The organism is Kitasatospora sp. SC0581 (assembly GCF_048159585.1).
Taxonomy (GTDB): Bacteria; Actinomycetota; Actinomycetes; order Streptomycetales; family Streptomycetaceae; genus Kitasatospora.
Window position 1 is genome coordinate 25521 of record NZ_JBLRWA010000031.1, and the last position, 25645, is coordinate 51165.

The 25645-nt window shown below is 72.4% G+C and carries 25 protein-coding genes; 2 read left to right on the forward strand and 23 right to left on the reverse strand.

Annotation, left to right across the window (positions count from 1 at the left end; translation table 11 throughout):
* Positions 1–214 precede the first annotated feature (214 nt).
* Together tsf and rpsB are read right to left on the reverse strand one after the other, a co-directional pair.
* The gene (gene tsf / locus ACLWS4_RS31415) at positions 215–1054 is read right to left on the reverse strand and encodes a translation elongation factor Ts (RefSeq protein WP_074001524.1); all 840 of its coding nucleotides are present in this window, start codon (positions 1052–1054) and stop codon (positions 215–217) included.
* 129 nt (positions 1055–1183) lie between these two features.
* Complete coding sequence (gene rpsB, locus ACLWS4_RS31420) at positions 1184–2062, reverse strand: 30S ribosomal protein S2 (RefSeq protein WP_049657635.1); 879 nt, start codon at positions 2060–2062, stop codon at positions 1184–1186.
* A gap of 665 nt (positions 2063–2727) precedes the next feature.
* Between rpsB and ACLWS4_RS31425 the strand changes: the two genes are divergently transcribed.
* Complete coding sequence (locus tag ACLWS4_RS31425; protein ID WP_416875917.1) at positions 2728–3414, forward strand: murein hydrolase activator EnvC family protein; 687 nt, start codon at positions 2728–2730, stop codon at positions 3412–3414.
* 69 nt (positions 3415–3483) lie between these two features.
* On the opposite strand, the gene ACLWS4_RS31430 is transcribed toward ACLWS4_RS31425, so the two are convergent.
* The 18 genes from ACLWS4_RS31430 to proS all read right to left on the reverse strand — a co-directional run bounded on the left by ACLWS4_RS31430 (position 3484) and on the right by proS (position 20137).
* On the reverse strand, positions 3484–4068 hold the full coding sequence (locus tag ACLWS4_RS31430; protein WP_074001588.1) for a TetR/AcrR family transcriptional regulator: 585 nt from the start codon (positions 4066–4068) through the stop codon (positions 3484–3486).
* 199 nt (positions 4069–4267) lie between these two features.
* On the reverse strand, positions 4268–5287 hold the full coding sequence (gene whiG, locus ACLWS4_RS31435) for an RNA polymerase sigma factor WhiG (RefSeq protein ID WP_416875918.1): 1020 nt from the start codon (positions 5285–5287) through the stop codon (positions 4268–4270).
* A gap of 374 nt (positions 5288–5661) precedes the next feature.
* The gene (gene dprA, locus ACLWS4_RS31440) at positions 5662–6846 is read right to left on the reverse strand and encodes a DNA-processing protein DprA (RefSeq protein ID WP_416875919.1); all 1185 of its coding nucleotides are present in this window, start codon (positions 6844–6846) and stop codon (positions 5662–5664) included.
* An 8-nt stretch (positions 6847–6854) separates the two neighbouring features.
* The gene (locus ACLWS4_RS31445) at positions 6855–8570 is read right to left on the reverse strand and encodes a YifB family Mg chelatase-like AAA ATPase (protein WP_079271909.1); all 1716 of its coding nucleotides are present in this window, start codon (positions 8568–8570) and stop codon (positions 6855–6857) included.
* A gap of 1 nt (position 8571) precedes the next feature.
* Complete coding sequence (locus ACLWS4_RS31450) at positions 8572–9075, reverse strand: YraN family protein (protein WP_079271927.1); 504 nt, start codon at positions 9073–9075, stop codon at positions 8572–8574.
* Positions 9076–9243: 168 nt separating this feature from the next.
* Entirely contained in the window at positions 9244–9570 is a 327-nt protein-coding gene (locus tag ACLWS4_RS31455) for a DUF2469 domain-containing protein (protein WP_030056781.1), read from the reverse strand.
* Positions 9571–9625: 55 nt separating this feature from the next.
* Entirely contained in the window at positions 9626–10099 is a 474-nt protein-coding gene (locus tag ACLWS4_RS31460) for an NUDIX hydrolase (RefSeq protein ID WP_049650392.1), read from the reverse strand.
* Between the two features lie 112 nt (positions 10100–10211).
* Positions 10212–10964: a signal peptidase I gene (lepB, locus tag ACLWS4_RS31465; protein WP_079271908.1), complete on the reverse strand. Its 753-nt coding sequence runs from the start codon at positions 10962–10964 to the stop codon at positions 10212–10214.
* A gap of 160 nt (positions 10965–11124) precedes the next feature.
* On the reverse strand, positions 11125–12132 hold the full coding sequence (gene lepB / locus ACLWS4_RS31470; RefSeq protein ID WP_074001523.1) for a signal peptidase I: 1008 nt from the start codon (positions 12130–12132) through the stop codon (positions 11125–11127).
* A 242-nt stretch (positions 12133–12374) separates the two neighbouring features.
* Positions 12375–13139 (reverse strand): signal peptidase I, encoded by a 765-nt coding sequence (lepB, locus tag ACLWS4_RS31475; protein WP_074001522.1) that lies wholly within the window; start codon positions 13137–13139, stop codon positions 12375–12377.
* A 232-nt stretch (positions 13140–13371) separates the two neighbouring features.
* Positions 13372–14265, reverse strand: a complete 894-nt coding sequence (gene lepB, locus ACLWS4_RS31480; protein WP_416875920.1) for a signal peptidase I — start codon at positions 14263–14265, stop codon at positions 13372–13374.
* A 78-nt stretch (positions 14266–14343) separates the two neighbouring features.
* Entirely contained in the window at positions 14344–14694 is a 351-nt protein-coding gene (rplS, locus tag ACLWS4_RS31485) for a 50S ribosomal protein L19 (protein ID WP_030306736.1), read from the reverse strand.
* 154 nt (positions 14695–14848) lie between these two features.
* A complete protein-coding gene (gene trmD, locus ACLWS4_RS31490; protein ID WP_416875928.1) occupies positions 14849–15667 on the reverse strand; it encodes a tRNA (guanosine(37)-N1)-methyltransferase TrmD in 819 nt (272 codons plus the stop codon).
* Positions 15668–15819: 152 nt separating this feature from the next.
* The gene (gene rimM / locus ACLWS4_RS31495) at positions 15820–16392 is read right to left on the reverse strand and encodes a ribosome maturation factor RimM (protein ID WP_074001521.1); all 573 of its coding nucleotides are present in this window, start codon (positions 16390–16392) and stop codon (positions 15820–15822) included.
* A gap of 172 nt (positions 16393–16564) precedes the next feature.
* Positions 16565–16804, reverse strand: a complete 240-nt coding sequence (locus tag ACLWS4_RS31500) for an RNA-binding protein (RefSeq protein ID WP_030056773.1) — start codon at positions 16802–16804, stop codon at positions 16565–16567.
* A gap of 2 nt (positions 16805–16806) precedes the next feature.
* A complete protein-coding gene (gene rpsP, locus ACLWS4_RS31505; RefSeq protein WP_049650397.1) occupies positions 16807–17235 on the reverse strand; it encodes a 30S ribosomal protein S16 in 429 nt (142 codons plus the stop codon).
* 466 nt (positions 17236–17701) lie between these two features.
* Positions 17702–18280 (reverse strand): hypothetical protein, encoded by a 579-nt coding sequence (locus ACLWS4_RS31510; RefSeq protein ID WP_049650398.1) that lies wholly within the window; start codon positions 18278–18280, stop codon positions 17702–17704.
* Between the two features lie 444 nt (positions 18281–18724).
* Positions 18725–20137, reverse strand: a complete 1413-nt coding sequence (proS, locus tag ACLWS4_RS31515) for a proline--tRNA ligase (RefSeq protein ID WP_049650399.1) — start codon at positions 20135–20137, stop codon at positions 18725–18727.
* A 189-nt stretch (positions 20138–20326) separates the two neighbouring features.
* Between proS and ACLWS4_RS31520 the strand changes: the two genes are divergently transcribed.
* Entirely contained in the window at positions 20327–21160 is an 834-nt protein-coding gene (locus tag ACLWS4_RS31520) for a class I SAM-dependent methyltransferase (protein WP_387975795.1), read from the forward strand.
* A gap of 84 nt (positions 21161–21244) precedes the next feature.
* On the opposite strand, the gene ftsH is transcribed toward ACLWS4_RS31520, so the two are convergent.
* The 3 genes from ftsH to ffh all read right to left on the reverse strand — a co-directional run bounded on the left by ftsH (position 21245) and on the right by ffh (position 25523).
* The gene (ftsH, locus tag ACLWS4_RS31525; RefSeq protein ID WP_416875921.1) at positions 21245–23263 is read right to left on the reverse strand and encodes an ATP-dependent zinc metalloprotease FtsH; all 2019 of its coding nucleotides are present in this window, start codon (positions 23261–23263) and stop codon (positions 21245–21247) included.
* Between the two features lie 92 nt (positions 23264–23355).
* Positions 23356–23880: a GNAT family N-acetyltransferase gene (locus tag ACLWS4_RS31530; protein WP_079271904.1), complete on the reverse strand. Its 525-nt coding sequence runs from the start codon at positions 23878–23880 to the stop codon at positions 23356–23358.
* Positions 23881–23957: 77 nt separating this feature from the next.
* The gene (ffh, locus tag ACLWS4_RS31535) at positions 23958–25523 is read right to left on the reverse strand and encodes a signal recognition particle protein (RefSeq protein WP_049658994.1); all 1566 of its coding nucleotides are present in this window, start codon (positions 25521–25523) and stop codon (positions 23958–23960) included.
* Positions 25524–25645: the final 122 nt, after the last annotated feature.

Below are 25645 nucleotides of genomic sequence, written 5' to 3' on the forward strand. Positions count from 1 at the left end.
TGCCCGGCCTGCGCGTACACGCGAGGAGGCCACTGCCGCGGGAACCGGTTCGGTGTCCTGCACGGCAATGGCCTCCTCGTCGTTCATGGTGCCGACGCGAGCCCGCCCGTTGGCGGTAGGCGCGGGGTGAGCCCGTTCGGCGTTCCTCCCGCCCCGGTCAGCGGGCGGGGGCGGTTCCCAGCGTAAGGGGGCCGGGGACCAGGTGGAACGTGGCTCAGGCGCCGACGCGGAAGCGGGCGAAGCGCTTGAGGGCGACGCCGTTCTCCTCGAGGACCTTGGCGACGGTCTTCTTGTTGTCCTTCGCGAAGGCCTGCTCCAGGACGGAGTTCTCCTTCACGAAGCCCGTGACGCGGCCCTCGACGATCTTCGACAGGGCGGCCTCCGGCTTGCCCTCCTCGCGGGCGGTGGCCTCGGCGACGCGGCGCTCGTTCTCGAGCTCCTCGGCCGGGATCTCCTCGCGGGACAGGTACTTCGGCGCGAAGGCGGCGATGTGCTGCGCGACGTCCTTGGCGACCTCGGCGTTCTCCTTGTCCAGCTCGACCAGGACGCCGACGGCCGGCGGCAGGTCGGGGCTGGTCTTGTGGAGGTAGACCGCGACGAAGCCGTCACCGTCGAACTGGGCGAAGCGACGGAAGACGATCTTCTCGCCCAGGGTCGCGTTGGCCTCGTCGACGAACTGCTGGACGGTCTTGCCGGCCTCGATCTCGGAAGCCAGGGCGGCGTCCAGGTCGGCCGGGGCGGTCTTCGCGACGTGGGCGGCGATGGCGTCGGCGACCTGGACGAAGTTGTCACCCTTGGCGACGAAGTCCGTCTCGCAGTTCAGCTCGACCAGAACGCCGGACTTCTTGTCCTCGGCGATGAGCGCGGCGACGGCGCCGTTGGAGGCGTCACGGCCCTCGCGCTTGGCAACGCCCTTCTGGCCCTTGATGCGCAGGAGCTCGACGGCCTTCTCGACGTTGCCCTCGGCCTCGTCCAGGGCCTTCTTGCAGTCCATCATGCCGGCGCCGGTGAGCTCACGGAGCTTCTTGACGTCCGCGGCGGTGAAGTTCGCCATGGTGTGAATCTCTTCTCGCGTCTCGCGTGTCTGCGTGGGGATGCGCCGGGACCGCTGGTTCGGTCCCGGCGCGGGAGAGAGGGGCACCTGCCGGCTTCGTACCGGCCGGTGCCCCTCACCCTTGGTACGTCAGGCCTGCTCGGCCGGCGCCTCGGTGGCGGGGGCCTCGACAGCGGCCTCCTCGGCGGCGGGGGCCTCGGCGGCGGCCTCGGCGGGGGCCTCCTCGGCCTTCTTCTCGCCCTCGATGAGGTCCTTCTCCCAGGCGGCCAGCGGCTGGTCGGCGCCCGGCTCGGCCTTGGCGTCGCCCTTGGCGACACCGGCGCGGGACTTCAGGCCCTCGGCCACGGCGTCGGCGATCACGCGGGTCAGCAGGGTGACGGAGCGGATCGCGTCGTCGTTGCCCGGGATCTTGTAGTCGACCTCGTCCGGGTCACAGTTGGTGTCGAGGATGGCGACGACCGGGATGTTGAGCTTCCGGGCCTCGCCGACCGCGATGTGCTCCTTCTTGGTGTCCACGATCCAGACGGCGCTGGGAACGCGCTGCATGTCGCGGATACCGCCGAGGGTCTTCTCCAGCTTGTCGTGCTCGCGCTGGAGGACCAGGAGCTCCTTCTTGGTGAGACCGGAGCCGGCCACGTCCGAGAAGTCCAGCTCGCCGAGCTCCTTCAGACGCTGAAGGCGCTTGTAGACGGTCGAGAAGTTGGTCAGCATGCCGCCGAGCCAGCGCTGGTTCACGTAGGGCATGCCCACGCGGGTGGCCTGCTCGGCGATGGCCTCCTGGGCCTGCTTCTTCGTGCCGACGAAGAGGACGCTGCCGCCGTGGGCAACGGTCTCCTTGATGAACTCGAAGGCGCGGTCGATGTAGTTCAGCGACTGCAGGAGGTCGATGATGTAGATGCCGTTGCGCTCGGTGATGATGAAGCGCTTCATCTTCGGGTTCCAGCGGCGGGTCTGGTGACCGAAGTGGACGCCGCTCTCCAGCAGCTCCCGCATCGTGACGACGGCCATTGCCGTACTCCTTGGTGTTACGGCCCGGCAGCGGCACTGCGTCGCAGCGATAGCCCACAGCCGGGTCAGTCTCGGTTTGTCCGTGGCGGCCAGGTGACAGCCACGCCTGACGCCCCGAACGTGCCGAGCCGCTACCACCCTTCCGGCCCGGGGGCCGGTCGGGCTCGGCGGACCGAGCGGCACTCGCACCTGGCGGGGCTGCGGACGAACCGCGTCCGGCCGCCGGTGGCGGGGCGTGCGAAGTCGACCCGGCGGACCGGGTCGCGTGTGAAGTGTACGGGAAGCGCCGAGGGGCGGGCGACTCCACGCGTGGCCGGGGGCCCGCCGAGGACCTGGGAGGAGCCCGGGGAACGGCCGGGGTGGGCGGGTTCCGGTGGGGCTGCGGCAGCGTTCCCGTGGGGCCGCGGCGGGGTCGGGGCGGGTCGCGCGGGGCGGCCGGGGGTGGAGTCGGAGGTGGAGCTCGGCGTGGGCGCGGAGGCGGGTGCGGGGGCGGACGCAGGTCGGTCGACCGCCTGCCCCGGGTCCGTCGCCGGTATGCCGTTTGTACACCGGATGGCGGCGCCCGTACACCCGCCCGGGGGATGGCGCTCGGGCGTGGGGGCGGTTTGTCCACAGGAATCCGGATGTGGGTGGTGCGGGGGCGGCGCGGGGGCGAGCCTGCGGGCATGACTGGTCGCGGGTGGTTCGGTGGGGTGATCGGGGTGATCGGGGTGGGCCGGGTGGGTCGGGCCGGTCGGCGGGCTCACGGGGTGCTGCCGCTGTGGGTGGCGGTGGTGCTCGTGGTCGTGCTCTCGGTGCCGGGGGCTTCCTATGCCTCGGGCGTCTCAGGAGCCTCACGGGCTCGGGGAGGCTTCGGTGCCGTCGGTGCGGTCGGTGCGGTCGGCGTTCCGGGCCCGGGCGGCGAGGCCGGGCGAGGTGGTGCGCGGGCCTGGCCGGTGGGTGGCTCGGACGGGGTGCTGGGCCGGTTCGAGCCGCCGGCGAAGGTCTGGGCCGCCGGGCACCGGGGGGTGGACCTCGCCGCCGCACCCGGGGCGGAGGTCCGGGCGGCGGCTCCCGGAGTGGTCACGTTCTCCGGGCCGGTGGCGGGACGGCCGGTGGTGACCGTCTCCCACCCGGGCTCGGGCTCTCCCCCGCTCCGGACCACCTATCTGCCCGTCACCGGCACCGTCCCGGTCGGCACCCCGGTGGCCGCCGGACAGGCGATCGGACTGCTCGCTCCGGACGGGCGGCACTGCGCCGGGCGCGACTGCCTGCACTGGGGGCTGCTGCGCGGAAACCGCTACCTCGACCCGCTGGCCCTCTTCGGCGCGGGCACGGCCCGGCTGCTGCCGCTGGACGGCGGGGACGGGTAGGGCGCCGGGCCGGGGGTGGGGTGCGGGTTAGAGCCAGGGCCGGGGCCGAGGGCAGGCCCGGAGCCGGGCTCAGGGACGGACGAGCCCGCGCAGCACCATCGCGACGGCGGCGTCGGCGATCTCCTCGGGGCTCTCGGTCGCACAGCCGGCGCGGCCCCCGGTCGCGGCCTGCTCGGCCCTGCGGGTCGCCGCCTCCACGACGCCCTGGACCAGGGCCGCGGCGAGCCGGGGCTGCTCGTGGCCGAGTTCCTCCAGCGTCCGGCCGACCAGACCGGCCAGCCTGCCGTGCGCCGCCCTGATCCGCTCACGCGCGGCCTCGTCGAGCTCCAGCGCCGAGATCGCCACCACCGCGCGGTGCCGGGGGTCGGCGGCCAGTGCCAGCTGGCCCCGGACGTAGGCCTCGATCCGCTCGACCGCGGTGTCGCAGCTCGCCATCCCGGCCTCGATCTCGGCCGCCCAGAGCGGGAGGTCCACCTCACAGAGCGCCTCGACCACGGCGGCGCGGGAGCGGAAGTACTCGTAGACCGAGGAGCGCGCCAGCCCGGCGCGCGCCGCGAGCGCGGGGAAGGTCAGGGCCTCCATGCCACCCTCGGTCAGCAGGATGCGGGCAGCATCGAGGAGGGCTGCCCGCTGGAGCTGGCGATGCTCGGCCACCGTGGCCGCTCGGATCTTCGGCACGGTCCCACTGTACGGAGCCCTACCTCCGGCCGGTACGGCGCCGCGCATCGGAACGGGGCCCGGGCCCGGCGACCGGCTTCTGACGACCGACGGCAGACACCCCTCCGGCCGGCACCTTCGCTGCCGGCACCCTTGCCGTCGGTCCCCGGCTGCCGGCGCCCTTGTCGTCGGCGCCCTACCGGATGTCCGACAGCTTGGCGCGCAGCTGGAGGACGGACTTGGTGTGGATCTGACTCACCCGACTCTCCGTCACCCCCAGCACCTGCCCGATCTCGGCGAGGGTGAGGCCCTCGTAGTAGTAGAGCGTCACCACCGTCTTCTCCCGCTCGGGGAGGGTGTTGACCGCCTGGGCCAGCAGTCTGCGCAGCTCGCGGTCCTCGGCCACCTCGACCGGGTTGTCCGCACCGTGGTCGACCAGGGTGTCCATCAGGCTCAGCCGGTCGCCGCCCTCCCCCACCGGGTGGAGCAGTTCGTCCAGCGCGACCACGTTGGCGAGCGACAGCTGGCTGAAGATGGCGTGCAGGTCCTCGATCGCGATGCCCATCTCGGCCGCGACCTCGGGCTCGTGCGGCGTCCGGCGCAGCCGGGCCTCCAGCGTCGCGTACGTCCGCTCGACCGCCTTCGCCTTCTGCCGCACCGAGCGCGGGATCCAGTCCAGGGCGCGCAGCTCGTCGATGATCGCGCCCCGGATGCGGCTGATCGCGTAGGTCTCGAACTTGATGGCGCGGTCGATGTCGAACTTCTCGATCGCGTCGATCAGCCCGAAGACCCCCGAGGAGACGAAGTCCGCCTGTTCGACGTTGGAGGGCAGGCCGACCCCGACCCGCCCCGCCACGTACTTGACGAGCGGTGAGTAGTGGAGGATCAGCTGCTCCCGCAGCCGCTGGTCCCCGGTCTCCTTGTAGGAGCGCCAGAGCTCTTCGAGGGCGGTGCGCCCCTGGGCCGCGACCTCCCGGACATCCTGCCCCTGGCCGCCGTCCGCCGCCTTCTCCCGGCGGAGCGGGGACACCGGCGAGGCGAGCGCCGGAGAGGTGGCGCCCCGGGCCGGCGCACTGCCGGGCGGCCGGGGCGCGCCGGCCGCGACCGCGCCGGGGGGCACACCGGCGGGCGCCCCGACAAGCGCGCCGTCGAGGTCGGCCGCGCCGGCGCCCGGGGCCGGCTCGGCACCCCGGGCCGCATCCGTAGGCTGGGGCACCACCGTCGGCCGCCCGCCCTGGCGGGACAGGCCTCCCATCGTCCCCGCCGACTTGGACGGGTAGTCGGACGCGGGGCGCCGCTCGGTCCGCGGCCCTCCCGAGGACCGAGCGCCACCGGTCACTCTGTGTCCGGGAATGTGTGTGGGCATGCGTTGGTCTGCGCCGTTCTGCCGAGTCATGTGCTGATAGGGAAGGCATGTGGAGCGTAGCGTGACCAACTCACTGCAAAGCGCTACCGCCACTCGGTCGTCCCCCGATCCGGTGGCGTTCGCACACCGGATCCGGGCGACGGACAGCAGAACCGGATCGGCAGGTCAGCCGGGCGGATCCGACATGCGTTCCCTCTACCCAAACGTGTTCCCGGTCCCAGCGCTCACCTCCTCCGCACCACGCGCCAGTGCGCGCCGTGCCGCTCCACGTAGCCGAGCGACCCCAGCTCGTAGAGCCGTTGCAGGACTTCGTCCGGCGGGAGGCCGGACTGCCGGGCCAGCCGCTCGACCGGCGCGCCCTCCGCCGTCGCCGGTACGGCCTCCAGCACCCGGGCCACCGCCGGCTCCAGCAGGTCACGCGGGAGCACCGGGCCGCTGCGCTGCGGCGCGAGGTCCTCCCCGATCGCCCCGATCAGCTCGGTGATCTCGGCCGCGTCGGTGACCAGGGTGGCACCGCCGCTGCGGATCAGGGCGTGCACCCCGGCGGAGAGTTCCGAGGTCACCGGGCCCGCGACGCCCATGGTGTGGCGGTTGAGGTCCCGCGCCCGTCGGGCCGTGCTCAGGGCGCCGCTGCGCACCGCCGCCTCGACCACCACCGTCCCCCGGGTGAGCGCCGCGATGACCCGGTTGCGGAGGACGAAGCGGAAGCGGTTCGGGTGCTCCCCGGGCGGGAGTTCGCTGACCAGCAGGCCCTGGACGCCGATCCGCCGGATCAGTTCGGCGTTGCCCTTGGGATAGGCCACGTCGACGCCGCAGGCGAGTACGGCGGCGGTCGTCCCACCGACCGCGAGCGCCCCGCGGTGCGCGGCCGCGTCGATCCCGTAGGCGGCTCCGGAGACGACCACCCAGCCGCGTTCGGCCAGTTGGGCGGACAGCTCCCCCGCGACGTGGGCGCCGTAGGCCGTACAGGCGCGGGAGCCCACCATCGCGACCGAGCGCAGTGCGAGCAGCCGCAGCGAGCCGGTGCCCGTCACCCAGAGCCCGATCGGGCGTCCGTCACCCAGGTCGTCGAGTTGGCTGGGCCATTCCGTGTCCCCCGGAATGATGAACCGCCCACCGACGTCCCGTACCCGTTTCAGGTCCATCCGCGGGTCCAGCCCCGGGAGCCGCGCCTGGTACCCGGACAGTCGGGTGGCGTCCAGTCCCGGGTGGTCTGGCACCGTCCCGTCCCGGATCGCCTTCACCACGTCGACGGCGGGAAGTTGAGCGAGCCATCGACCGACCACCGCGTCCCCCGGCTCGCTGAGTCGGCCGAGCAGCACCCGGGCGAGGCGTTCCGGCTCGGTCTCGGTGGTGGCCCCGGGGGCGGGCCCGGCATCGGAACCACCGGGAATTCGAGGTTGCCTCATCAACTGGTTCATGCCTCACCCTTCTGGTTTCGCGAACGCTCGTCAGGCGCCTCGGGCTCCCCGGACAAGTCGCCGTCCGGGCTGGCGCGCTGGGCCGGGATCCCACCGAGCCGCCCGAAGACCCGCTCGGTCAGCGGCAGTCCGTGCTCCACCCCGGTGCGCAGGACCAGGGCGGTGCGCACGTCCCGTTGGTCCGGCCGGTCGCGGCCGGCGAGGTCGGCCACCGTCCAGGCGACCCGGAGCACCCGGTCCAGGCCCCGGGCGGTCAGCAGCCCCCGCTCCAACTGCCGTGCGGCGTCGTTGAGTGCGCCGGCCGTGAGCTGCCAGCGGGTGCGCAGCTCGTGGCCCGGGACCTCCGCGTTGGTCCGCCACGGGGTGTTCGCCAGCCGGGCCGCCGCCCGCTCCCGCGCGGCCAGCACCCGGGCCGCGACGGTCTCGGTGGTCTCCGCCGTGGTGTCCCGTTCCATGAGCTCGACCCTGGTCACCGGGGCCACCTGGACCTGGAGGTCGACCCGGTCCAGCAGCGGCCCGGAGAGCCGCCCCTGGTAGCGGCTGACCATGGCGGGAGTGCACTCACAGCCCTCGCCCCGCCGCGAGTACCGGCCGCACGGACAGGGGTTGGCCGCCAGGCAGAGCAGGAAGCGGGCCGGGAGCCGCAGTGATCCGGCCGAACGGGCGATCACCACCTCACCCGACTCCAGCGGCTGGCGCAGCGCGTCGAGCACCCGGACCGGGAACTCCGGTGCCTCGTCCAGGAAGAGCACGCCCCGGTGGGCCAGCGAGACCGCTCCCGGTCTCGGCATACCGCTGCCGCCGCCGACGATGGCCGGCATCGTCGTGGAGTGGTGCGGGGCGCAGTAGGGCGCGGTGTCGATCAGTGGGCGCCCGGCCGGGAGCAGCCCCGCCACCGAGTGGACGGCGGTGACCTCCAGCGCCTCCTTCTGGGTCAGCGGCGGGAGCAGCGCGGGCAACCGCTCCGCCAGCATCGTCTTGCCCGCGCCCGGCGGGCCCTTCAGGTAGAGGTGGTGTCCTCCGGCCGCGGCGATCTCCAGCGCCCGTCGGGCCTCGTACTGGCCGGCCACGTCGGCCATGTCCAGCCGGGCCGCCCTGTCGTCGGGCAGGCCCCGCACGCCGGCGCTGGGCAGCATCAGGCCGGCCATCAGCGGGTCGGGCCTGCCCCCGATCGGATCGGGCGGCTCCTCCGGTGCCGCCGCGCCGGTCAGGATGGCGACGAGCTGGCGCAGGCTGCGGACGCCGATCACCGTCACCCCGGGGACGAGCGAGGCCTCGGGTGCGGTCTGCTCGGCGACCACGACCCGCTGGTACCCGGCGTCGGCGGCGGCCAGCACCGACGGCAGCACCCCTCTGACCGGCCGCACCCGGCCGTCCAGCCCCAGCTCGCCGATGATCAGCAGGTCGGCGATGGCGGAGGGGTCGAGCCGTTCGGCGGCGGCCAGCACGGCACAGGCCACCGCGAGGTCGAAGCCGCTGCCGCTCTTGGGCACCGAGGCGGGGCTGAGGCCGACCGTCAGCTTCCGCTGCGGCCAGGCCTCACCGCTGTTCACGACCGCGGCACGGACCCGGTCGCGGGCCTCGGTGAGCGCCTTGTCGGGCAGGCCGACCAGGGTGAACGCGGCCACCCCGGGCTCCAGATCGGCCTGGACCTCGACGATCACTCCGTCGACGCCGACCAGCGCGACGGAACAGGTACGGGCGAAGGCCATCTCAGACCACCCCCCGCAAGTGGTCGACCAGGGCCGCACCCCGCGCCCGGTTGACCACTGCGACCAGGTCGATCCGCACCCCGCCCGGTGGGGCGGGAGGCCACTGTGGATCGGTAGGCCCCGGGTCGTAGCCGGGGCCGGCCAGCCGGGCGAAGTGGTCGGGCCAGCGCTCGGCCATCCAGCGCTCGGCCAGGCGTTGCAGCCGGGCGGCCTTGGCCCGGTCGATGGCCTCGGTCGGCTGCTGGAAACCCCGCTCGGAGCGGGTCTTCACCTCGCAGACCGCCACGGTGTCGCCGTCGAGGGCGACGATGTCCAGCTCGCCCTCGGCGCAGCGCCAGTTGAGGTCCAGGATGCGGAGCCCGGCCTCCGCGAGGCGGCGGGCGGCGACCCGCTCCCCGTACCGGCCGAGCCCGTTCCTGGTGCTGCGGTCCGGGATCGCCCGCGGGGCCTTCCCGGCTGCGGCCGTGTCCGGTACGGCCTGGTCCTGCACGACGGTGTGCTGCATGGTGACCACCTCCGCCGAGGAGGCTGCCCCAACACGCACGGCGAGGCCCGGGAATTCCCGTTCCCTGTGGATAACTCGGACCTGTGGACAACTCCTGTCACCCGCAGGGGTGAGAAGCCCCGTTCCCGCGAAATTCGGCTGGACAACGCGGGACGGAGTCGTCCAACGTCAGTTCCCGAAGCCGGACTCGTCCGAGGGCAGCTCCAGATCGCTCTTCGCGAGTTCCTCGATGTTCACGTCCTTGAAGGTCAGCACCCGGACCTTGCGGACGAACCGGGCCGGCCGGTACATGTCCCAGACCCACGCATCCGCCATCGACACCTCGAAGAACACCTCGCCCTGGACCGAGTGCACCTGCAGCTCGTAGTCGTTGGTGAGGTAGAACCGTCGTTCGGTCTCGATCACGTACTTGAACAGGCCGACGACGTCCCGGTACTCCCGGTAGAGCTTGAGCTCCATCTCGGTCTCGTACTTCTCGAGATCTTCGGCACTCATCCAGGCGTCCCCTCAACTTGTCACGTCCACCCATTGTGGACCACCGCACCCACGGTCAGAGCCGTACCGGGTCCACCGGCGGGCCCTCGACCAGCAGCCGCTCCAGGAAGTCCGCCAGACCGACCGGATAGACCGTCTCGGCGGTCCCCCTCAGTTCCTCGACCGTCCACCAACGCGCCGCGAGCAACTGGGCGTGCTCGTCGGCGCCCATGCCCGAGTGGTCCAGCACCGTCTCCGTGGTCCGGGCCAGGTGGAACCACTGCTCCTGCTCGTAGCGCTGTCCCTGAAAGGAGAACGACACCGTGCCGTACGCCACCAAGGGCCCCAGGTCCACACCCCGCAGGCCGGTCTCCTCGGCGAGCTCCCGCTCGGCGGCCTCCCGCACGTCCTCCCCCGCCTCCAAGCCTCCCCCGGGCGTGAACCACCACGTCTCCCCCGGAGTGGCCGGGTCGGCCCCCAGGAAGAGGAGGATGCGGTCCAGCCCGTCCAGCAGCAGGATCCGCGCCGCTCTGCGGCGCCGTGCTGTCATGGCGGCGCTCCACGCTCCTTCCGTTCGCATCGGTGGCGCTACCGATCCTGCCACCCGGCGCGGTCGTCCGGGGCGATGTTCGGCAGAGCGGCCCGCGGGGCGACGGCCCCGCTCAGGAGCTGCGCCCCCGGAGCCGGCGGCCCAGACCCGCCACCCCGCCCACCGCGGAGGTCACGAGGATCAGCGCCGCGCCCGCGACGGCGGCGTAGGCGGAGGGCTCCAGCGGCCCCGGCTGCGAGGCCTTCGGGCCCGCGAAGCCGTCGAAGTCCGTGACCCGGTCGAGCAGGCCCGTCCGGCCGAAGGGCAGCACGGTGGCCTCGACCCTCGCCTCGACGGCCTCGGCCGGGACGGTCCCGCCGTCCACCTCCAGGTGGGTGCGGGAGTCCAGCGAGCCCACCCGGTTGTCGCCGAGCAGGAACAGCCGGCCCTGCGGCACCGTCACGCTGAACGGCTGGCCCTGGCCGCCCTGCGTCGCGAGGTAGGGCTCGTCCACCGGCTGCCCGTCGACCGTCAGCCGGTGATCGGCCCCGCTGGTGGCGACGGTGTCCCCGCCGACCGCGACCACCCGCTTGACCATGAGTTCGCCGCCCCAGGCCTGGTCCCGGAAGACCACCACGTCGCCCCGCCCGATGTCGCCGCCGCCGACTTTGCGGGCGAGCACAGTGTCCCCGACGCGCAGCGTCGGGTGCATCGAGGCGGTGGGGATCTTGTACGGCCGGTAGTCGATCGCGATCAGCGCGAAGCCGCCGACCATCAGCACCAGCCCGAGTGCCAGGGCGACGCCCTGCAGCACCGCGGCGGGCCGACGGCCCGCACGGGCGGGCGCGGTCGGGTGGTCGGCCGTCTGCTCCACGACACTGCTCATCGACACCGTCCACCTCTGGCCGACCGGAGAACACCACTGGCACGCCGGAGGCACGGGCGGAAACGCCGGCGGGCCGTGGCACGTCCGAGCAGATTACTCGTCGGTACCACGGCCCGCGCAAGAGCCGGGGGCAACCCGGCGGAACACGATCCGGTGGAGCTCAGGACTCCTTGCGGCTCTCCGCCCGGCCACGCACCCGCCGCACCAGCGGGAGCAGGGCGACGGCCCCCACCGCACCGGCCACGGGGGGCGCCATCGGCGCGGCCGCCGCCAGGCCCTTCTGGTCGAAGGTGTCCGGCACCGGCAGCGTCGACCAGTGGCCGACCGGCCAGGCCACCACGAAGGCACGCCCGATCACGTTGTCCACCGGGACGGTGCCGCCGCCCGGCTGGTCCATGTGGAAGCGGGAGTCCAGCGAGTTGGCGCGGTGGTCGCCCATGACCCAGATCCGGTCCTTGGGCACCTTGACCGGGCCGAACGGGTGGTCGCCGCACGGGGTGTTGCCCTGGTAGACGTACGGCTCGTTGAGCGCGACGCCGTTGACCTTGACCGGCCCCTCGCCCTCGCACTCGACGGTGTCCCCGCCGACCGCGATGACCCGCTTGATCAGGTCCTTCTCGTTGGCGGAGGGCATCAGGCCGACGAAGCTGAGCACGTCCTGCACACCGCGGAGGAAGGAGTTGCTGCTCTGCTGGGTCGGCTCGTCGCTCAGCCAGCCGCCCGGGTCGTGGAACACCACGACCTCACCGCGCTCGGGTTCGGCCCCGAACCACGGGGTCAGCTTGTCGACCAGGACGCGGTCGCCGACCTGCAGCGTGTTCTGCATCGATTCCGACGGAATGGAGAACGCCTGGACGAAGAACGTCTTGATCACCAGCGCGAGGATGAGCGCGATGCCGACCAGGATCGGCAGTTCCTTCCAGAACGAGCGCTGCTTGCGCGGCTTGGACGGAGCCTCCGACTCCGAGCCGTCCGCGGGCTCGGCCTCCGCGTGCTGGGAGCCCGGGGCGTCCTCCGATCCGGCACCGCCCTGCCCGTCGGCGGTCTGCGCCGCCGCGTCCTCGACCGAGGCCGAGGAGGCCGCGGACTCGGTGGACCGGTCCGCCCGACGGCCTGGGCCCTCGGGCTCTCCGGCGCCTGATCGGGCGCCGATCACCAAATCCCCCACAACGTCTCCTCCCTGCTGTGCGGACGCCCGCGCGCCCGCGCTCAGAGTGCCGCACAGCGGGCACCACGCTCACCACGACCATGAACGCCTCAGGGCTGCCCACCGCGGACTCCCCTGACACCAGCACAGCCTCGGCCCGCGACCGGGACCACTCCCGGCCGCACCTGCACTTCTCTATCACTCCAAGGCATCCGGCTCGCGGTCCCACACGCGAGGCCCGTCCGGTCGGCGGCCGGTGCGGCTCACTCCGGAGGCCGCCCCGACCGGCGAACGACGAGCGGAAGGATGCCCAACACCCCCATAACGAGCGGCGGTTCCGCAGGAACCGGCCCAACGCCCACCGATCCCGCGGCAGTTCCGCCGGCCTGCGGCATCCGGGCGAGAGAGGAGAGTGAACCGGGCGCATCGAGTTGATGGAAGCGGTCCAGCGGCCAGGCGGTCACGAACGCGCGACCGACCACGCCGCTCAGCGGGATCGTCCCCTGTCCCGGATTGCCCATATGGAAACGGGAGTCGGCGGAGACGTCCCGGTGGTCACCCATGACCCACAGCCGCCCCTGCGGCACCTGGATCCTGAAGGCCTGCCGGGACGGCGGGTTGCCGGGCGCGAGGTAGGACTCCTCCACCGGGTGGCCGTTGACGCTGAGGCGCCCCTGCGCGTCGCAGCACTCGACGGTGTCCCCGCCGACGCCGATCACCCGCTTGATCAGGTCCTGCTCGTTGTCGGAGGGCAGCAGTCCGACGAAGGTCAGCACCTGCTTGGCCGCACCCAGCACCGGGCCGTCCTCGGACGGCTTGCGGTCGCGCTCCAGCCAACCACCCGGGTCCTTGAACACCACGATGTCGCCGCGCTGCGGCTCACTGCCGAACCAGGGGGTCAGCTTGTCCACCAGTACCCGGTCCCCGATCAGGATGGTCTGCTCCATCGAACCCGAGGGGATCACGAACACCTGGACCAGGAAGGTCTTCATCACCAGCGCCACCAGCAGGGCCACCAGGACGATCATGGGCACTTCGCGGACCAGCGAGCGCTTGCGCCGACGGGCGGCCTTGCGGGCACTGCGACGGCGCTCGGCCCGGCCGCGCGCCGACGGGGCCCCTGCCGGTCCACGGCCTGCCGCGCCGTCCTCCCCCGGTCCACCGCGCACCGGACCGGCCGAAGCCGGACCCCCTGCGGCCGGTCCCCCCGCAGTCGGGCCAGTCGGGCCTCCGGCGGCCGGGCGGTCGTCGAGCCGCCCCCTACCCCTGGTCCCCATGACCGCCTGTCCCCGCAGTCGCGGCGAAGGCCGCGGGCCGGTCCAGGCTGGTCCAGCGCGAGAACGGGTAGACCACCCAGTCCGCCCGGCCGATCACCTTCTTCTCGGGCACGAAGCCGCCACCGGGATCGCCGAGGTGGTCGCGGGAGTCCCGGGAGGCGCTGCGGTGGTCGCCCATAACCCACAGCTTGCCGGCCGGCACGACGATGTCGAAGGCCACGCTCGACGGGTCGTCGCCCGGGGACAGGTAGGAGGTCTCGTCGATCGGCACGCCGTTGACGGTGATCGGCGCGCCCGGCCCGGTGCTGGTCACCCGGTCCCCGCCGACGCCGATCACGCGCTTGACGTAGACGGTGTCCCCGGCCGGGGCCAGCCCGAGGTCCTGGGCGAACGAGCGCAGGCCGTCCCAGAACGTGGGCGGCTTCGCCGACTCGCGGAGGAAGGAGCCCCTCCCGTCGAAGACCACGACGTCGCCCCGCTGGGGATGGCCGCCGAAGGCGTAGGCGAGCTGGTACGCGACCAGCCGGTCGCCGGGGCGCAGGGTCTCCTCCATCGACCCGGAGGGCACCGAGAAGGGACGCGCGACGAAGGCGTTCACCAGCAGCAGGGCTGTCAGGCAGATCCCGACCAACAGCAGCAGGTCCCGCGAACGCGAGCGCCCGGGCTCCTCGTCCTGGTCCGACTCGTCCGACTGGTCCGAGCCGCCGGTCCGCTCCGGGCTCTCGGCCTGCTCCAGTACCTCAGCGTGTTCAGGCCCGTCGGCGCGCTCCGCGCCGACGACGCCACCCCCGGAAACGACCGCGGACCGCGACAGCGAGTCCGCACCGGTGGGTGCGGGACTGCCGTCGCGGTCCGCGGATGGTTCGTGCGTGCTCATCGGGGGGTGAGCTTACCTTGCGGCCACTCGGCCCCCTCAGAGCGTTCCGATCCCCCGGCGAGGCCGGGGGCCGGTGGATCAGCGGTCGCGCTTCTCCTTGATCTTCGCGGCCTTGCCGCGGAGGTCACGCAGGTAGTACAGCTTGGCGCGGCGAACCGCACCGCGGGTCACGACCTCGATCTTCTCGACGACCGGGGTGTGCACCGGGAAGGTGCGCTCCACGCCGACGTTGAAGCTGACCTTGCGAACGGTGAAGGTCTCACCGATGCCGGCGCCGTGGCGGCGGATGACGACGCCCTGGAAGACCTGGACACGGGAGCGGTTGCCCTCGATGACCCGGACGTGAACCTTCAGGGTGTCACCGGCGCGGAAGGCCGGGATGTCGCTACGCAGCGAGGCCGCGTCGACAGCAGCGAGCTTGTTGCTCATGTTGCTCTCCATCGCAGGCGCCACGGGCCGCCCACGGAAAATCGTCACAATGGGGTTCGCTGCGGGCCGCATCGGCTGACGGCGATCCCCCCGTGGCGAGGGCGCCGGTCCACGTGTCCCCTACAGGAGGGAACCAGCGACAGACAGCAGCCGCCTATTCTTCCACATCAACGGCCGTGGACCGAAATCGGCCGAGCCGCTCGTCCCAGGCCAGGCGGAGGATGCTCAGCGCCTCGCGCTCCTTCTTGTCGAAGGCGCCGTACTGCCAGCGCTCGACCAGGTCGGGCCGGTTCGCCAGGGTCCGGGCGAAGGCCTGCTCGCGGCGCCAGCGGGCGATCTTGCCGTGGTTGCCACTGAGCAGCACGTCCGGCACCGCACGGCCGCGCCACTCGGCGGGCTTGGTGTAGACCGGGCCCTCCAGCAGGTCGGCCATCGCGCCCGGCGCGAAGGAGTCGTCGCGGTGGGACTCGGCGTTGCCGAGCACTCCGGGCAGCAGTCGGGCGATCGCCTCGACCATCACCAGCACGGCGACCTCGCCGCCGGCCAGCACGTAGTCGCCGATCGAGGCCTCGACCACCGGCATCCGGGTGGCGGCCTCCTCGATCACCCGGCGGTCGATGCCCTCGTACCGGGCGGGGGTGAAGGCCAGCCAGGGGCGCCCGGCCAGTTCCTGGGCAAGCTCCTGGGTGAACGGGCGCCCGCTCGGGGTCGGCACGACCAGGGTGGGCACCTGGCCCTCGGGGCCGCCGGCGACCACCGCGTCCAGCGCCTCGCCCCACGGCTCGGGCTTCATCACCATGCCGGGGCCGCCGCCGTACGGGCTGTCGTCGACCGTGCGGTGCACGTCGTGGGTCCATCCGCGCAGGTCGTGGACGTGCACGTCCAGCTGCCCGCGGGCGCGGGCCTTGCCGACCAGCGAGACGTCCAGCGGCTCCAGGTACTCCGGGAAGATCGTGACGACGTCGATCCGCATGCCGCTCTGCACCCCGCCGGACACCGCACCGCCGGGCGCCGCACCAGTCGACACCGCGCCGCTCGACGCCGCATCGGCGCCAACTCCGACACCGACCCCGACACCGACCTCGGCGCCGACCTCGACACCCGCCCCGGCGCGCTCCTCGACGGTCACTCCGACTCCTCCGAGTCCTCGCCGCGCTCGGCCGAGGAGGTCCCCGCGACCTCGGCCTGCTCCATGTCGATCAGCCCGGGCGGCGGGGTGATCACGGCGCGCTGGTTCTCCAGGTCGATGGTCGGCACGATCTGGCTGACGAAGGGCACCAGCACCTCCGTCCCGTCGGCCTTCTTGACCGTGAGCAGGTCCTGGTAGGGCAGGTGGACGATCTCGGTCAGCTCGCCGACCGGGGTGCCGTCCAGCAGCACCACGTCCAGGCCGATCAGCTGGTGGTCGTAGTACTCCTCCGGGTCCTCGGGGCTCTCCTCCGGGTCGACCTCGGAGATGAGCACGGTGCCGCGGAGGGCCTCGGCCGCGTTGCGGTCCTTGACGCCGGCGAAGCGCAGCAGCAGCCGGCCGCTGTGCACCCGGCCGGACTCGACGGTCAGCGGTCCGGTCGACGCGGGGTCGGTGAGCAGGACGGCACCGGGGCCGAGCCGGAGCTCCGGCTCGTCGGTGCGGACCTCGACACTGACGTCCCCCCTGATGCCGTGGGCACGGCCGATCTTGCCGACGACGAGCTGCACGGTGATCGTTCTCCTGGAGTTCCTGAGCCGCAACGAAAAGCGACGGGCTGCGAAGCGACGGACTGCTAAGCCATGAAGCGACGGAAATGCTGATGGAAATGCGAAAGGCCGACCGGGACGACATGCGTCCCGGTCGGCCTCACAAGCCCTGACGGCTGAACGAGCAGCGGCGTCAGCGAATGTTGTCCACGTCGACCAGGTCGACCCGGACGTTGCGACCGCCGAGGGCGCCGACCACGGTGCGCAGAGCGCGCGCCGTACGGCCGCCCCGGCCGATCACCTTGCCGAGGTCATCGGGGTGCACTCGCACCTCGATGGTGTTCCCCCGACGCAGGTTGCGCGAGCGCACCTGCACCTCGTCGGGGTGCTCGACGATGCCCTTCACCAGGTGGTCGAGGGCGTCCTCGATCACGATCAGGCCTCGGCGGCGGCGTCGGACTCGGCCTCGGCCTTGTCCGACTTCTTGGCCTTCGGGGTGATGGCGACACCGGTGGTGGCGTCCTCGAAGCCGGCGACGGCCTTCGCGAACAGGTGCGAGAAGTCCTCGACCTTCGGCTCGGCAACGAGCAGCGGAGCCGGAGCCGGCAGGCCCTTGAACTTCTGCCAGTCGCCGGTCAGCTTCAGGATGGCGAGCACCGGCTCGGTCGGCTGGGCGCCGACGGACAGCCAGTACTGGGCGCGGTCGCTGTCGACCTCGATCTTCGAGGGGTTGTAGGTCGGCTGGTAGATGCCGATCTCCTCGATCGCGCGACCGTCACGCTTGGTGCGGGCGTCGGCGACGACGATGCGGTAGTGCGGGGAGCGAATCTTGCCGAGACGCTTCAGCTTGATCTTGACTGCCACGGGAGTGGATTCTCCTGGTGTTGACGTGGGTGAGCGGGCTCGCCGTCGCGTGGGGTTGCGGGGCGGACCGTTCAAGGGACACGCCAGCCGTAGGAGAGAGGGGTCCTGCTCGGCTGCCGAGTACTCAGCTGTCCATTCTGCCACATCGGCGAGAACCGCCTGTACGCGGGACCGGGCTCCCGGTCAGGGCTCGACCGGGAGCCCCCGCTCCCGGTCCAACCCGAAGACATCACCGCTGTCCTGCTGTACCGCTCGTTCCGTACTGCTCGTACGGCCTGTACCGCCTGTACTGCTACCGCCTGTCACCGCTCACTCGGCGCTGCCGCCGCTGCCGGTACCGCCGGCCCCGCGTGCACCGCCCGTACCGCTCCACTCCGCTCCGCGCCGCCCATCCGGCCGGACCGCTGCCCGCACAGCAGCCCGTCGGGACGTCGACCGCTCAAGCGACGTGAGCGGCGTGAGCGACTTAAGCGATCTTGAACGGCTGCTGGCACGCGCCGCAGACGATGGACGCCTGCGCGAGCACCGAGGGAACGACCCGGACGTTGCGCCCGCACCCGCAGACCGCCTTGACCCGCACGCCGCCCCCGGAGGAGCCGTGCCGGGCCGCCGGACCGCGGAAGGCGCGCGTCGCGCCGTCGCCGGCCACCGCCTCCTGGTGCGCCCCGAGGGCACGGTCCAGGCGTTCGATGGTCTCGGCGTACCGCTCCTGGGTCTCCTTGAGCATGGTCACCTGGGAGAAGCCGCTGCTCGCGTGCGGCTCGACCGGGTGCGCCAGGCCCAGCTCGGAAGCGAGCATCAGGAAGCGCCGGTTGTGGTAGCGGCCGGCGCGCGAGGTGTCCCGGATGTCCCGGGCCGCGGCCAGACCGTGGGCGGCCTCGTGGAGGAGGCGCTCGAAACCGAGCCGCGTCCCGCAGGCCGAGGAGGACTCGCCGATCAGGGCCTCGGGCGAGGCCAGATCGGGAAGGTCCTGGTGGTAGGCCTGGATGTCACTCCAGGCGGCGGCCAGTTCGGCCGCGAGAACGAGGGGCTGTGTCGTGCTCACGCTAGACCAACGATGGAGTGCGAGCCGATGTTCCGCATGTTCTCGTTCCCGGGGAATTCACAGGGAACTCCCAGGAATGCGAGGCCGCGCGCGAATTGCGCGTTCCGGATCTGACGCAAGACCAACCCCCTGCCGGTTTGGGCCCGTCGCAACGTCGGCGGGCCTGATGAATTCCGTCCGGGGGGCGGGCTGTCGCCACCCAGGACGTACGGCCCGTGGGCCTGCCGGATTGACAGGGCCACGGGCCGTACACCGTACCGCTATTCGGTTAATACCGGGAGTTGACCGGCCAGTAGGGATGTCCCCCGCGGGGACGCACCGGAACAGTTACCGGATTCTTACCCATCCGCATTCCGGGCAAATGTCGCCGGTGCCGGTCATTACCCGTGGGCGACCGGCGTCCGGCGGACATCCACCGGACATCCACCGAACACCGAACGGATGTCAGTACGCCCGGGCGACGAGCGCGACATTGCCTTCCTGGTCGTCCGCCAGCGGCACCGAGCCGTCGGCCGCGACGATGCAGCGGACCGTGACGCCCTGCTCGGCCAGCTTGGCCTCGCCCTCCGCGCCGAGGTCGGCCCAGGAGATCCGGCCCCAGCCGGTCGCGGCGGCCTCGATGGCCTCGTCGATGGTCTTGACGTCGACCGTGCGGGACTCGCGGCGCTCGCGGGACTGGCGCAGCAGCAGCGCCTGGTCCTCCTCCAGCACGCCCGGGAGCAGCGCGGCCAGGGCGTCGATGGAGACCGGCTCCTTGCCGCCCGGGATGCGGCGGGCCAGCATCGCGGTGCCGTTCTCCAGGTCGCGCGGGCCGACCTCGATGCGCAGCGGGACGCCCTTGAGCTCCCAGTCGACGGCACGGCGGCCGAACGGGGTGTCGGTGCGGTCGTCGACCACGACCCGGATGCCGACGGCCTCCAGCTGGGCGCCGATCTCGCGGACCTTGGCGATGACCGCGTCGTCGCCCTTGATCGCGAGCACGACGGCCTGGACGGCGGCCAGGCGCGGGGGCACCCGCAGGCCGTTGTCGTCGCCGTGGGACATGATCAGGCCGCCGACCATGCGGGTCGAGACGCCCCAGGAGGTCTGCCAGACGTACTCGCGCTCGGCGCCCTGCAGCTGGTACGTGGTGTTGAACGCCTTGGCGAAGTTCTGGCCCAGCTCGTGGCTGGTGCCCATCTGCAGCGCCTTGCCGTCGCCCATCATGCCCTCGAGGGTGAGGGTGTTGATGGCGCCGGCGAAGCGCTCCTTGGCGGTCTTGCGGCCGAGCACGACGTCGATGCCGAGCACGTTCGTCATGAAGTCGCCGTAGACCTGGGTGTGGATCATCGACGCGTACTCGCGGGCGTCCTCGTAGGTGGCGTGGGCGGTGTGGCCCTCCTGCCAGAGGAACTCGGTGGTGCGCAGGAAGACGCGCGGGCGGAGCTCCCAACGGACCACGTTGGCCCACTGGTTGATCAGCAGGGGCAGGTCGCGGTGGCTCTGCACCCACTTCGAGAAGTACTCGTTGATGATCGTCTCGGAGGTCGGCCGGACGACGACCGGCTCCTCCAGCTGCTTGCCGCCGCCGTGGGTGACCACCGCGAGCTCGGGGGCGAAGCCCTCGACGTGCTCGGCCTCCTTGGTCAGGTAGGACTGCGGGATGAACATCGGGAAGTAGGCGTTCTGCGCGCCGGCCTTCTTGATCCGCGCGTCCATCTCCTGCTGCATCCGCTCCCACAGGCCGTAGCCGTACGGTCGGATGACCATGGTGCCGCGCACCGGACCGTTGTCGGCCAGCTCGGCCTTGTTGATGAGGTCCTGGTACCAGCGCGGGAAGTCTTCCGCCTGAGGGGTGAGAACGGGTGCCTTAGCCATGGGGCGAATGGTACGGGGCCCGGGGCCCCGGTTTCGAATCGGTATCACCGGGCGGGGGCGCACCACCGCGACACGCGCGCACCACCCTGCACCCCTCTGGACGCCGGGCCCGACCCGCTGTTCGCTGGTGTGGGGCGGGACTTTGGGGGAGCCGTAGCAGCGCACCGAAGGACCGGATGGGAGGCCGCCATGGCTTCAGCTCGCACGACCGGCACGACCGGCACGACCGCACGACCGACGGGCGCACGCCCGCACCACCCGCGGACCGGGGCGGCCCGCCCCGCGCGGGCGCGCGACTGGGCGGAGATCCAGGAACGCATGCTGGTGCCGCTCTACGAGGCGGTCTACGACCGGCTGGAGGTCGGCCCGGCGAGCAGCGTGCTGGGCCTGGGCTGCCGCTCCGGGCTGGCCCTGCTGCTCGCGGCCGGCCGGGGCGCCCAGGTCGCCGGGCAGGAGCCGCGGGACGAGCTGCGCGAGCTGGCCCACGACCGCCGGCTGCGGGTGTGCGCGGGGCCCCGGACGTCGGCGGCCGTCGCCCGCTCGGCCCATTCGCTGGTGACGGTTTTCGAGCAGCTGCCCGGGGCCGCCGACGCCGGGCCGGTGGTCGCCGAGGCCGCCCGGCTCACCCTCCCGGGCGGGCACGTGGTGCTGGCCGCCTGGGGCCCGCCGGAGCGCTGCGAGAGCGCCCCGGTGCTGGACGTGGCCCGGCGGATGGCGGGCCGGACCACCGCGCGCGACCCGTTCGAGCTGAGCGCGCCCGGCGCGCTGGAGGACCTGCTGGCCCCGGCCGGCCTGCGTCCGGCCGGCAGCGGCCGGGTGAGCTGCCCGTTCGCCTACGCCGACCTCGACAGCGCGGTGCGCGGGCTGCTCTCCACCGGCCTGTTCGAGCCGGCCGAGGAGTTCTCCGGGGCCTCGCTGGTGGCCAAGGAGCTGGAGGAGGTGCTCCAGCCGTACCTGCGCGCGGACGGCTCGGTACGGATGGAGAACCTGTTCCGCTACCTGGTCGCCGAACGGTCGCGCTAGGCGGGACGAGGAGGGGCGAGAAGTCCGCAGAGGGACAAAACCGGGGGCGCCCACCACCATGGCGAGCGCCCCCGGCCCCCGGCTTCACGCCCGGTCGATCGACTTCCCGTCGGCCCCGTCGGCCCTGTCGGACCCACCAGGCCCACCAGACCCGCCAGACCCGCCGGCCGGCCCGTCGGAACCCTCGGCCCCCTCGGAGCCCTCCCGCGGCACCCCCGCCGCCCGGTACGCCGCCGCCTCGTCCAGCGTCTCCGCCTCCAGCAGCGCCGCCGCCAGCGCGTCCAGCCGGTGCCGCTGCTCGGTCAGGATCCGCACCGCGTCGTCGTAGCACTCGGAGACGATCCGCCGCGCCTCCTCGTCCACCGCGTCCAGGGTGGTCGGCGCGGCGGAGAGCCCGTACGCGCCCTGCGGGTCGGAGGGCACCGCGGTGAGCCGGCCGACCCGCTCGCTCATCCCCCAGCGTCCGGCCATCCCGCGGGCGATGTTGGTGACCTGCTCCAGGTCGCTCTCCGCACCGGTGGTGATCACCCCGTAGACCACCTGCTCGGCCGCCATGCCGCCGAGCGCGCCGATGATCCGGCCGCGCAGGTACGGCTCGGTGTACGAGTAGCGGTCGTTCTCCGGGGTGGAGAGCGTGACGCCGAGCGCCCGGCCGCGCGGCACGATGGTGATCTTGCGGACCGGGTCCGCGCCGGGCTGGAGCATGCCCAGCAGCGCGTGCCCGCTCTCGTGGTACGCCGTGCGCTCGCGCTCCTCCTGCGGCATCACCAGCGGCCGCACCGCGCCGAGCTGGACCTTCTCCAGCGCGTCCGAGAGGTCCCGCTCGTTGACCGCGTCCTGCTTGCGCTTGACGGCCAGCAGCGCGGCCTCGTTGACCAGGTTGGCGAGTTCGGCGCCGGTCATCCCCGGCGTGACCTTGGCCAGCTGGTTGAGGTCGGTGTCGCCCGCCAGCGGGACGCTGCGGCTGTGGATGCGCAGGATCGCCGCGCGGCCCTCCCGGTCGGGCGGGCTGACGGTGATCCGCCGGTCGAAGCGGCCGGGGCGCAGCAGGGCCGGGTCGAGCACGTCCGCCCGGTTGGTCGCGGCGATCACGATGACGCCCTCGGAGCCGCTGAAGCCGTCCATCTCGGTGAGGATCTGGTTGAGGGTCTGCTCGCGCTCGTCGTGCCCGCCCATGCCGCCGCCGGCGCCGCGCTGGCGGCCGATGGTGTCGATCTCGTCGATGAAGATGATCGCCGGGGCGACCTTGCGGGCCTCGGCGAACAGCTCGCGGACCCGGCTGGCGCCGACGCCGACGATCATCTCGATGAACTCGGAGGCGGAGGCGGAGAAGAACGGCACGTTCGCCTCGCCGGCCACGGCCCGGGCCAGCAGGGTCTTGCCGGTTCCGGGCGGGCCGCTCAGCAGCACGCCGCGCGGCATCTTGGCGCCGAGCCTGCGGTACCGCTCGGGGTTCTTCAAGTAGTCGACGACCTCGGTGAGTTCGGCCTCGACCTCGTCGATGCCGGCCACGTCGGCGAAGGTGGTGCGCTTGCCCTCCTCGGCGGTGACCGGCTTCGGCGGGGCCTTGCGGCCGAGCGGTCCGCCGCCGAGCCCGCCGGCCATCCGGCGGGCGAGCAGCACCCAGATGAAGATCAGCAGCAGCATCGGGGCGAGCGAGATCAGCAGGTTGGTGAGGAAGCTGCGCTGCTGGACCGGCGAGGTGGCGGTGACCTCGACGCCCTGCTGCTGCAGGGTGGTCCAGAGGTTGTCGCCCGCGAAGGAGGGCCGCTGGGTGTCGAACTCGGTGTAGTCGCCCTTGCCGCCGTCCGGCTTGGGCTGGGCGCTCTTGAGGGTGCCCTCGATCGCGTCGCCCTTGGCGTAGATCTTGGTGATGTTGCCCTTGTTCAGCTGGTTGTTGAACTCGGTGTACGAGATCGTGGTGGCACCGGCGGGGCCGAAGAAGGACAGCAGCAGGTCCGAGATCAGGAACACCACGAGGGCGGTGAGGGCGAGGCCCACCCAGCCGCCGGGCATCCGGCGCTTGGGCGGCGGCGGGGGCGGGGCGCCCTCCGAACGCCAGGGCTGGTCGGGGGTCTGACGTGGCGGCACGGGTTCGGTCACCCATCGGACAATACGGACAGGTGCTCGGGCGGGCCAATCGCAACGCCGCGCCCGGACCGCCGGACGGCCGCGCCGACCCCTCCCACCAGCGACTATGCCGTCGCGCCCGGCCACTCCTCGGCGGTCAGCGCGAACCGCTCGTGGTCGCGCCAGTCCCCCTGGAGGAACAGCATCCGCGGGGTGAAGCCCTCGTGCCGGAAGCCCAGCCGCTTGGCCATCGCGATCGAGCGCTCGTTCTCCGGCTGCACGTTGATCTCCAGCCGGTGCAGCCCGAGCCCGTCGGCGGTCTGCGGGGCGAAGCAGCGGTCCACGACCAGCCGCATGCCCTCGGTCATCCGCCCGGTGCCGTTGAACGGGACGTACGAGTCGTAGCCCAGCGAGGCGTTGCAGAACCGGCCCATCACGATGTTGGCGACGTTCACCTTGCCGACCAGTCCGCCGGTCTCCCGGTCGACGATCAGGAAGGTGCGCAGCCCGGACCCCTGGCGCTTCAGCAGGTCGGGCAGCCCGTCCGGCTCGACCGGGTTCCACCGTCCGATGTGTTCGGCGGACCGCCGGACCGCTTCGGCGTACCCGGCCGTGTCCTCGGCCCTCGGGGCCCTGATCATCACTCGCATGCCCCCATCATCGGACACGCGATCGGCCCGCCGCCCGGAAACACCGGACGACGGGCCGACGGGAGCCGGTCAGAGGACTACAGCAGGTCCTTGAACTCCTTGGGCAGCTCGAAGTCGGCCGGGCCCTTGCCCGCGCCGAGGCCGAACGCGCCGCCGTCCGCCGGGCCCTGGCCGGCGCCCGGGCCGAGCGCGCGGCGCTCGGCGGCCGCGGCCTCCTCCTGGGCGCGCTTCAGCGGGTTGCCGCTCTTGCGCTTGCCCTTGGCCTGCGGGGCCTTCTTGCCGGACTTCTTGGCGCCGCCGCCCATGCCCGGGATCCCCGGCATGCCGGGCATGCCCTTGCCGGAGGCCATCGCGGACATCATCTTGCGGGCCTCGAAGAACCGCTCGACCAGGTTCTTCACCTCGCCGACCTGGACGCCGGAGCCCTTGGCGATGCGGGCCCGGCGGGAGCCGTTGATCAGCTCCGGCTCGGCCCGCTCGGTCGGGGTCATCGACTTGATGATCGCGCCGACCCGGTTGACGTCCTTGTCGTCGATGTTGTTGATCTGGTCCCGGATCTGGCCCATGCCGGGCAGCATGCCGAGCAGCTTGGAGATCGAGCCCATCTTCTGGACCTGCTCCAGCTGGGACAGGAAGTCGTCCAGGGTGAACTGCTTCGGACCGCCGCGCAGCTTGGCGGCGATCTTCTCCGCCTCCTCCTGCGAGAAGGTCTGCTCGGCCTTCTCGATCAGCGAGAGGACGTCACCCATGCCGAGGATGCGCGAGGCCATCCGGTCCGGGTGGAAGGCGTCGAAGTCGTCGACCTTCTCGCCGTTGGAGGCGAACATGATCTGCCGGCCGGTGACGTGCGCGACCGACAGGGCGGCACCGCCGCGGGCGTCGCCGTCGAGCTTGGAGAGCACCACGCCGGTGAAGTCGACGCCGTCGAGGAAGGCCTGCGCGGTGGTGACCGCGTCCTGGCCGATCATCGCGTCGACGACGAACAGGACCTCGTCCGGGTTCACCGCGGCGCGGATGTCGGCGGCCTGCTGCATCAGCTCGGCGTCGATGCCCAGGCGGCCGGCGGTGTCGACGACGACGACGTCGTACTGCTTCTGCTTGGCGTACTCGATCGAGTCCTTGGCCACCTGCACCGGGTCGCCGACGCCGTTGCCCGGCTGCGGGCCGTAGAAGGCCACGCCGGCGCGCTCGGCGACCACCTGGAGCTGGTTGACCGCGTTGGGGCGCTGGAGGTCGCAGGCGACCAGCAGCGGGGTGTGCTTCTGCTTCTTCAGCCAGTGGCCGAGCTTGCCCGCCAGGGTGGTCTTACCGGCACCCTGGAGACCGGCCAGCATGATCACCGTCGGGCCGCTCTTGGCGAACCGCACCCGTCGGGTCTCGCCACCGAGGATGGAGATGAGCTCCTCGTTGACGATCTTGATGATCTGCTGCGCCGGGTTCAGCGCACCGGAGACCTCGACGCCGAGCGCCCGCTCCTTGACCTGCTTGATGAAGGCCCGGACGACCGGCAGCGCGACGTCCGCCTCCAGCAGCGCGATGCGGATCTCGCGGGCGGTGGCGTCGATGTCCGCCTCGCTCAGGCGGCCCTTGCCCCGGAGGTTCTTGAACGTCGCTGCGAGGCGATCGGAAAGGGTGTCGAACACGTCGTCGCGGGTCCTCTGCGGCATCGGAATCGGTACGGTCGTCGCCCCCCAGGGTATCCGGCCGCCCCGGGTACGGTCTCCACCCCTGCTCCCGAAGCTCTTCCACCCCCGTTCCGGGCACT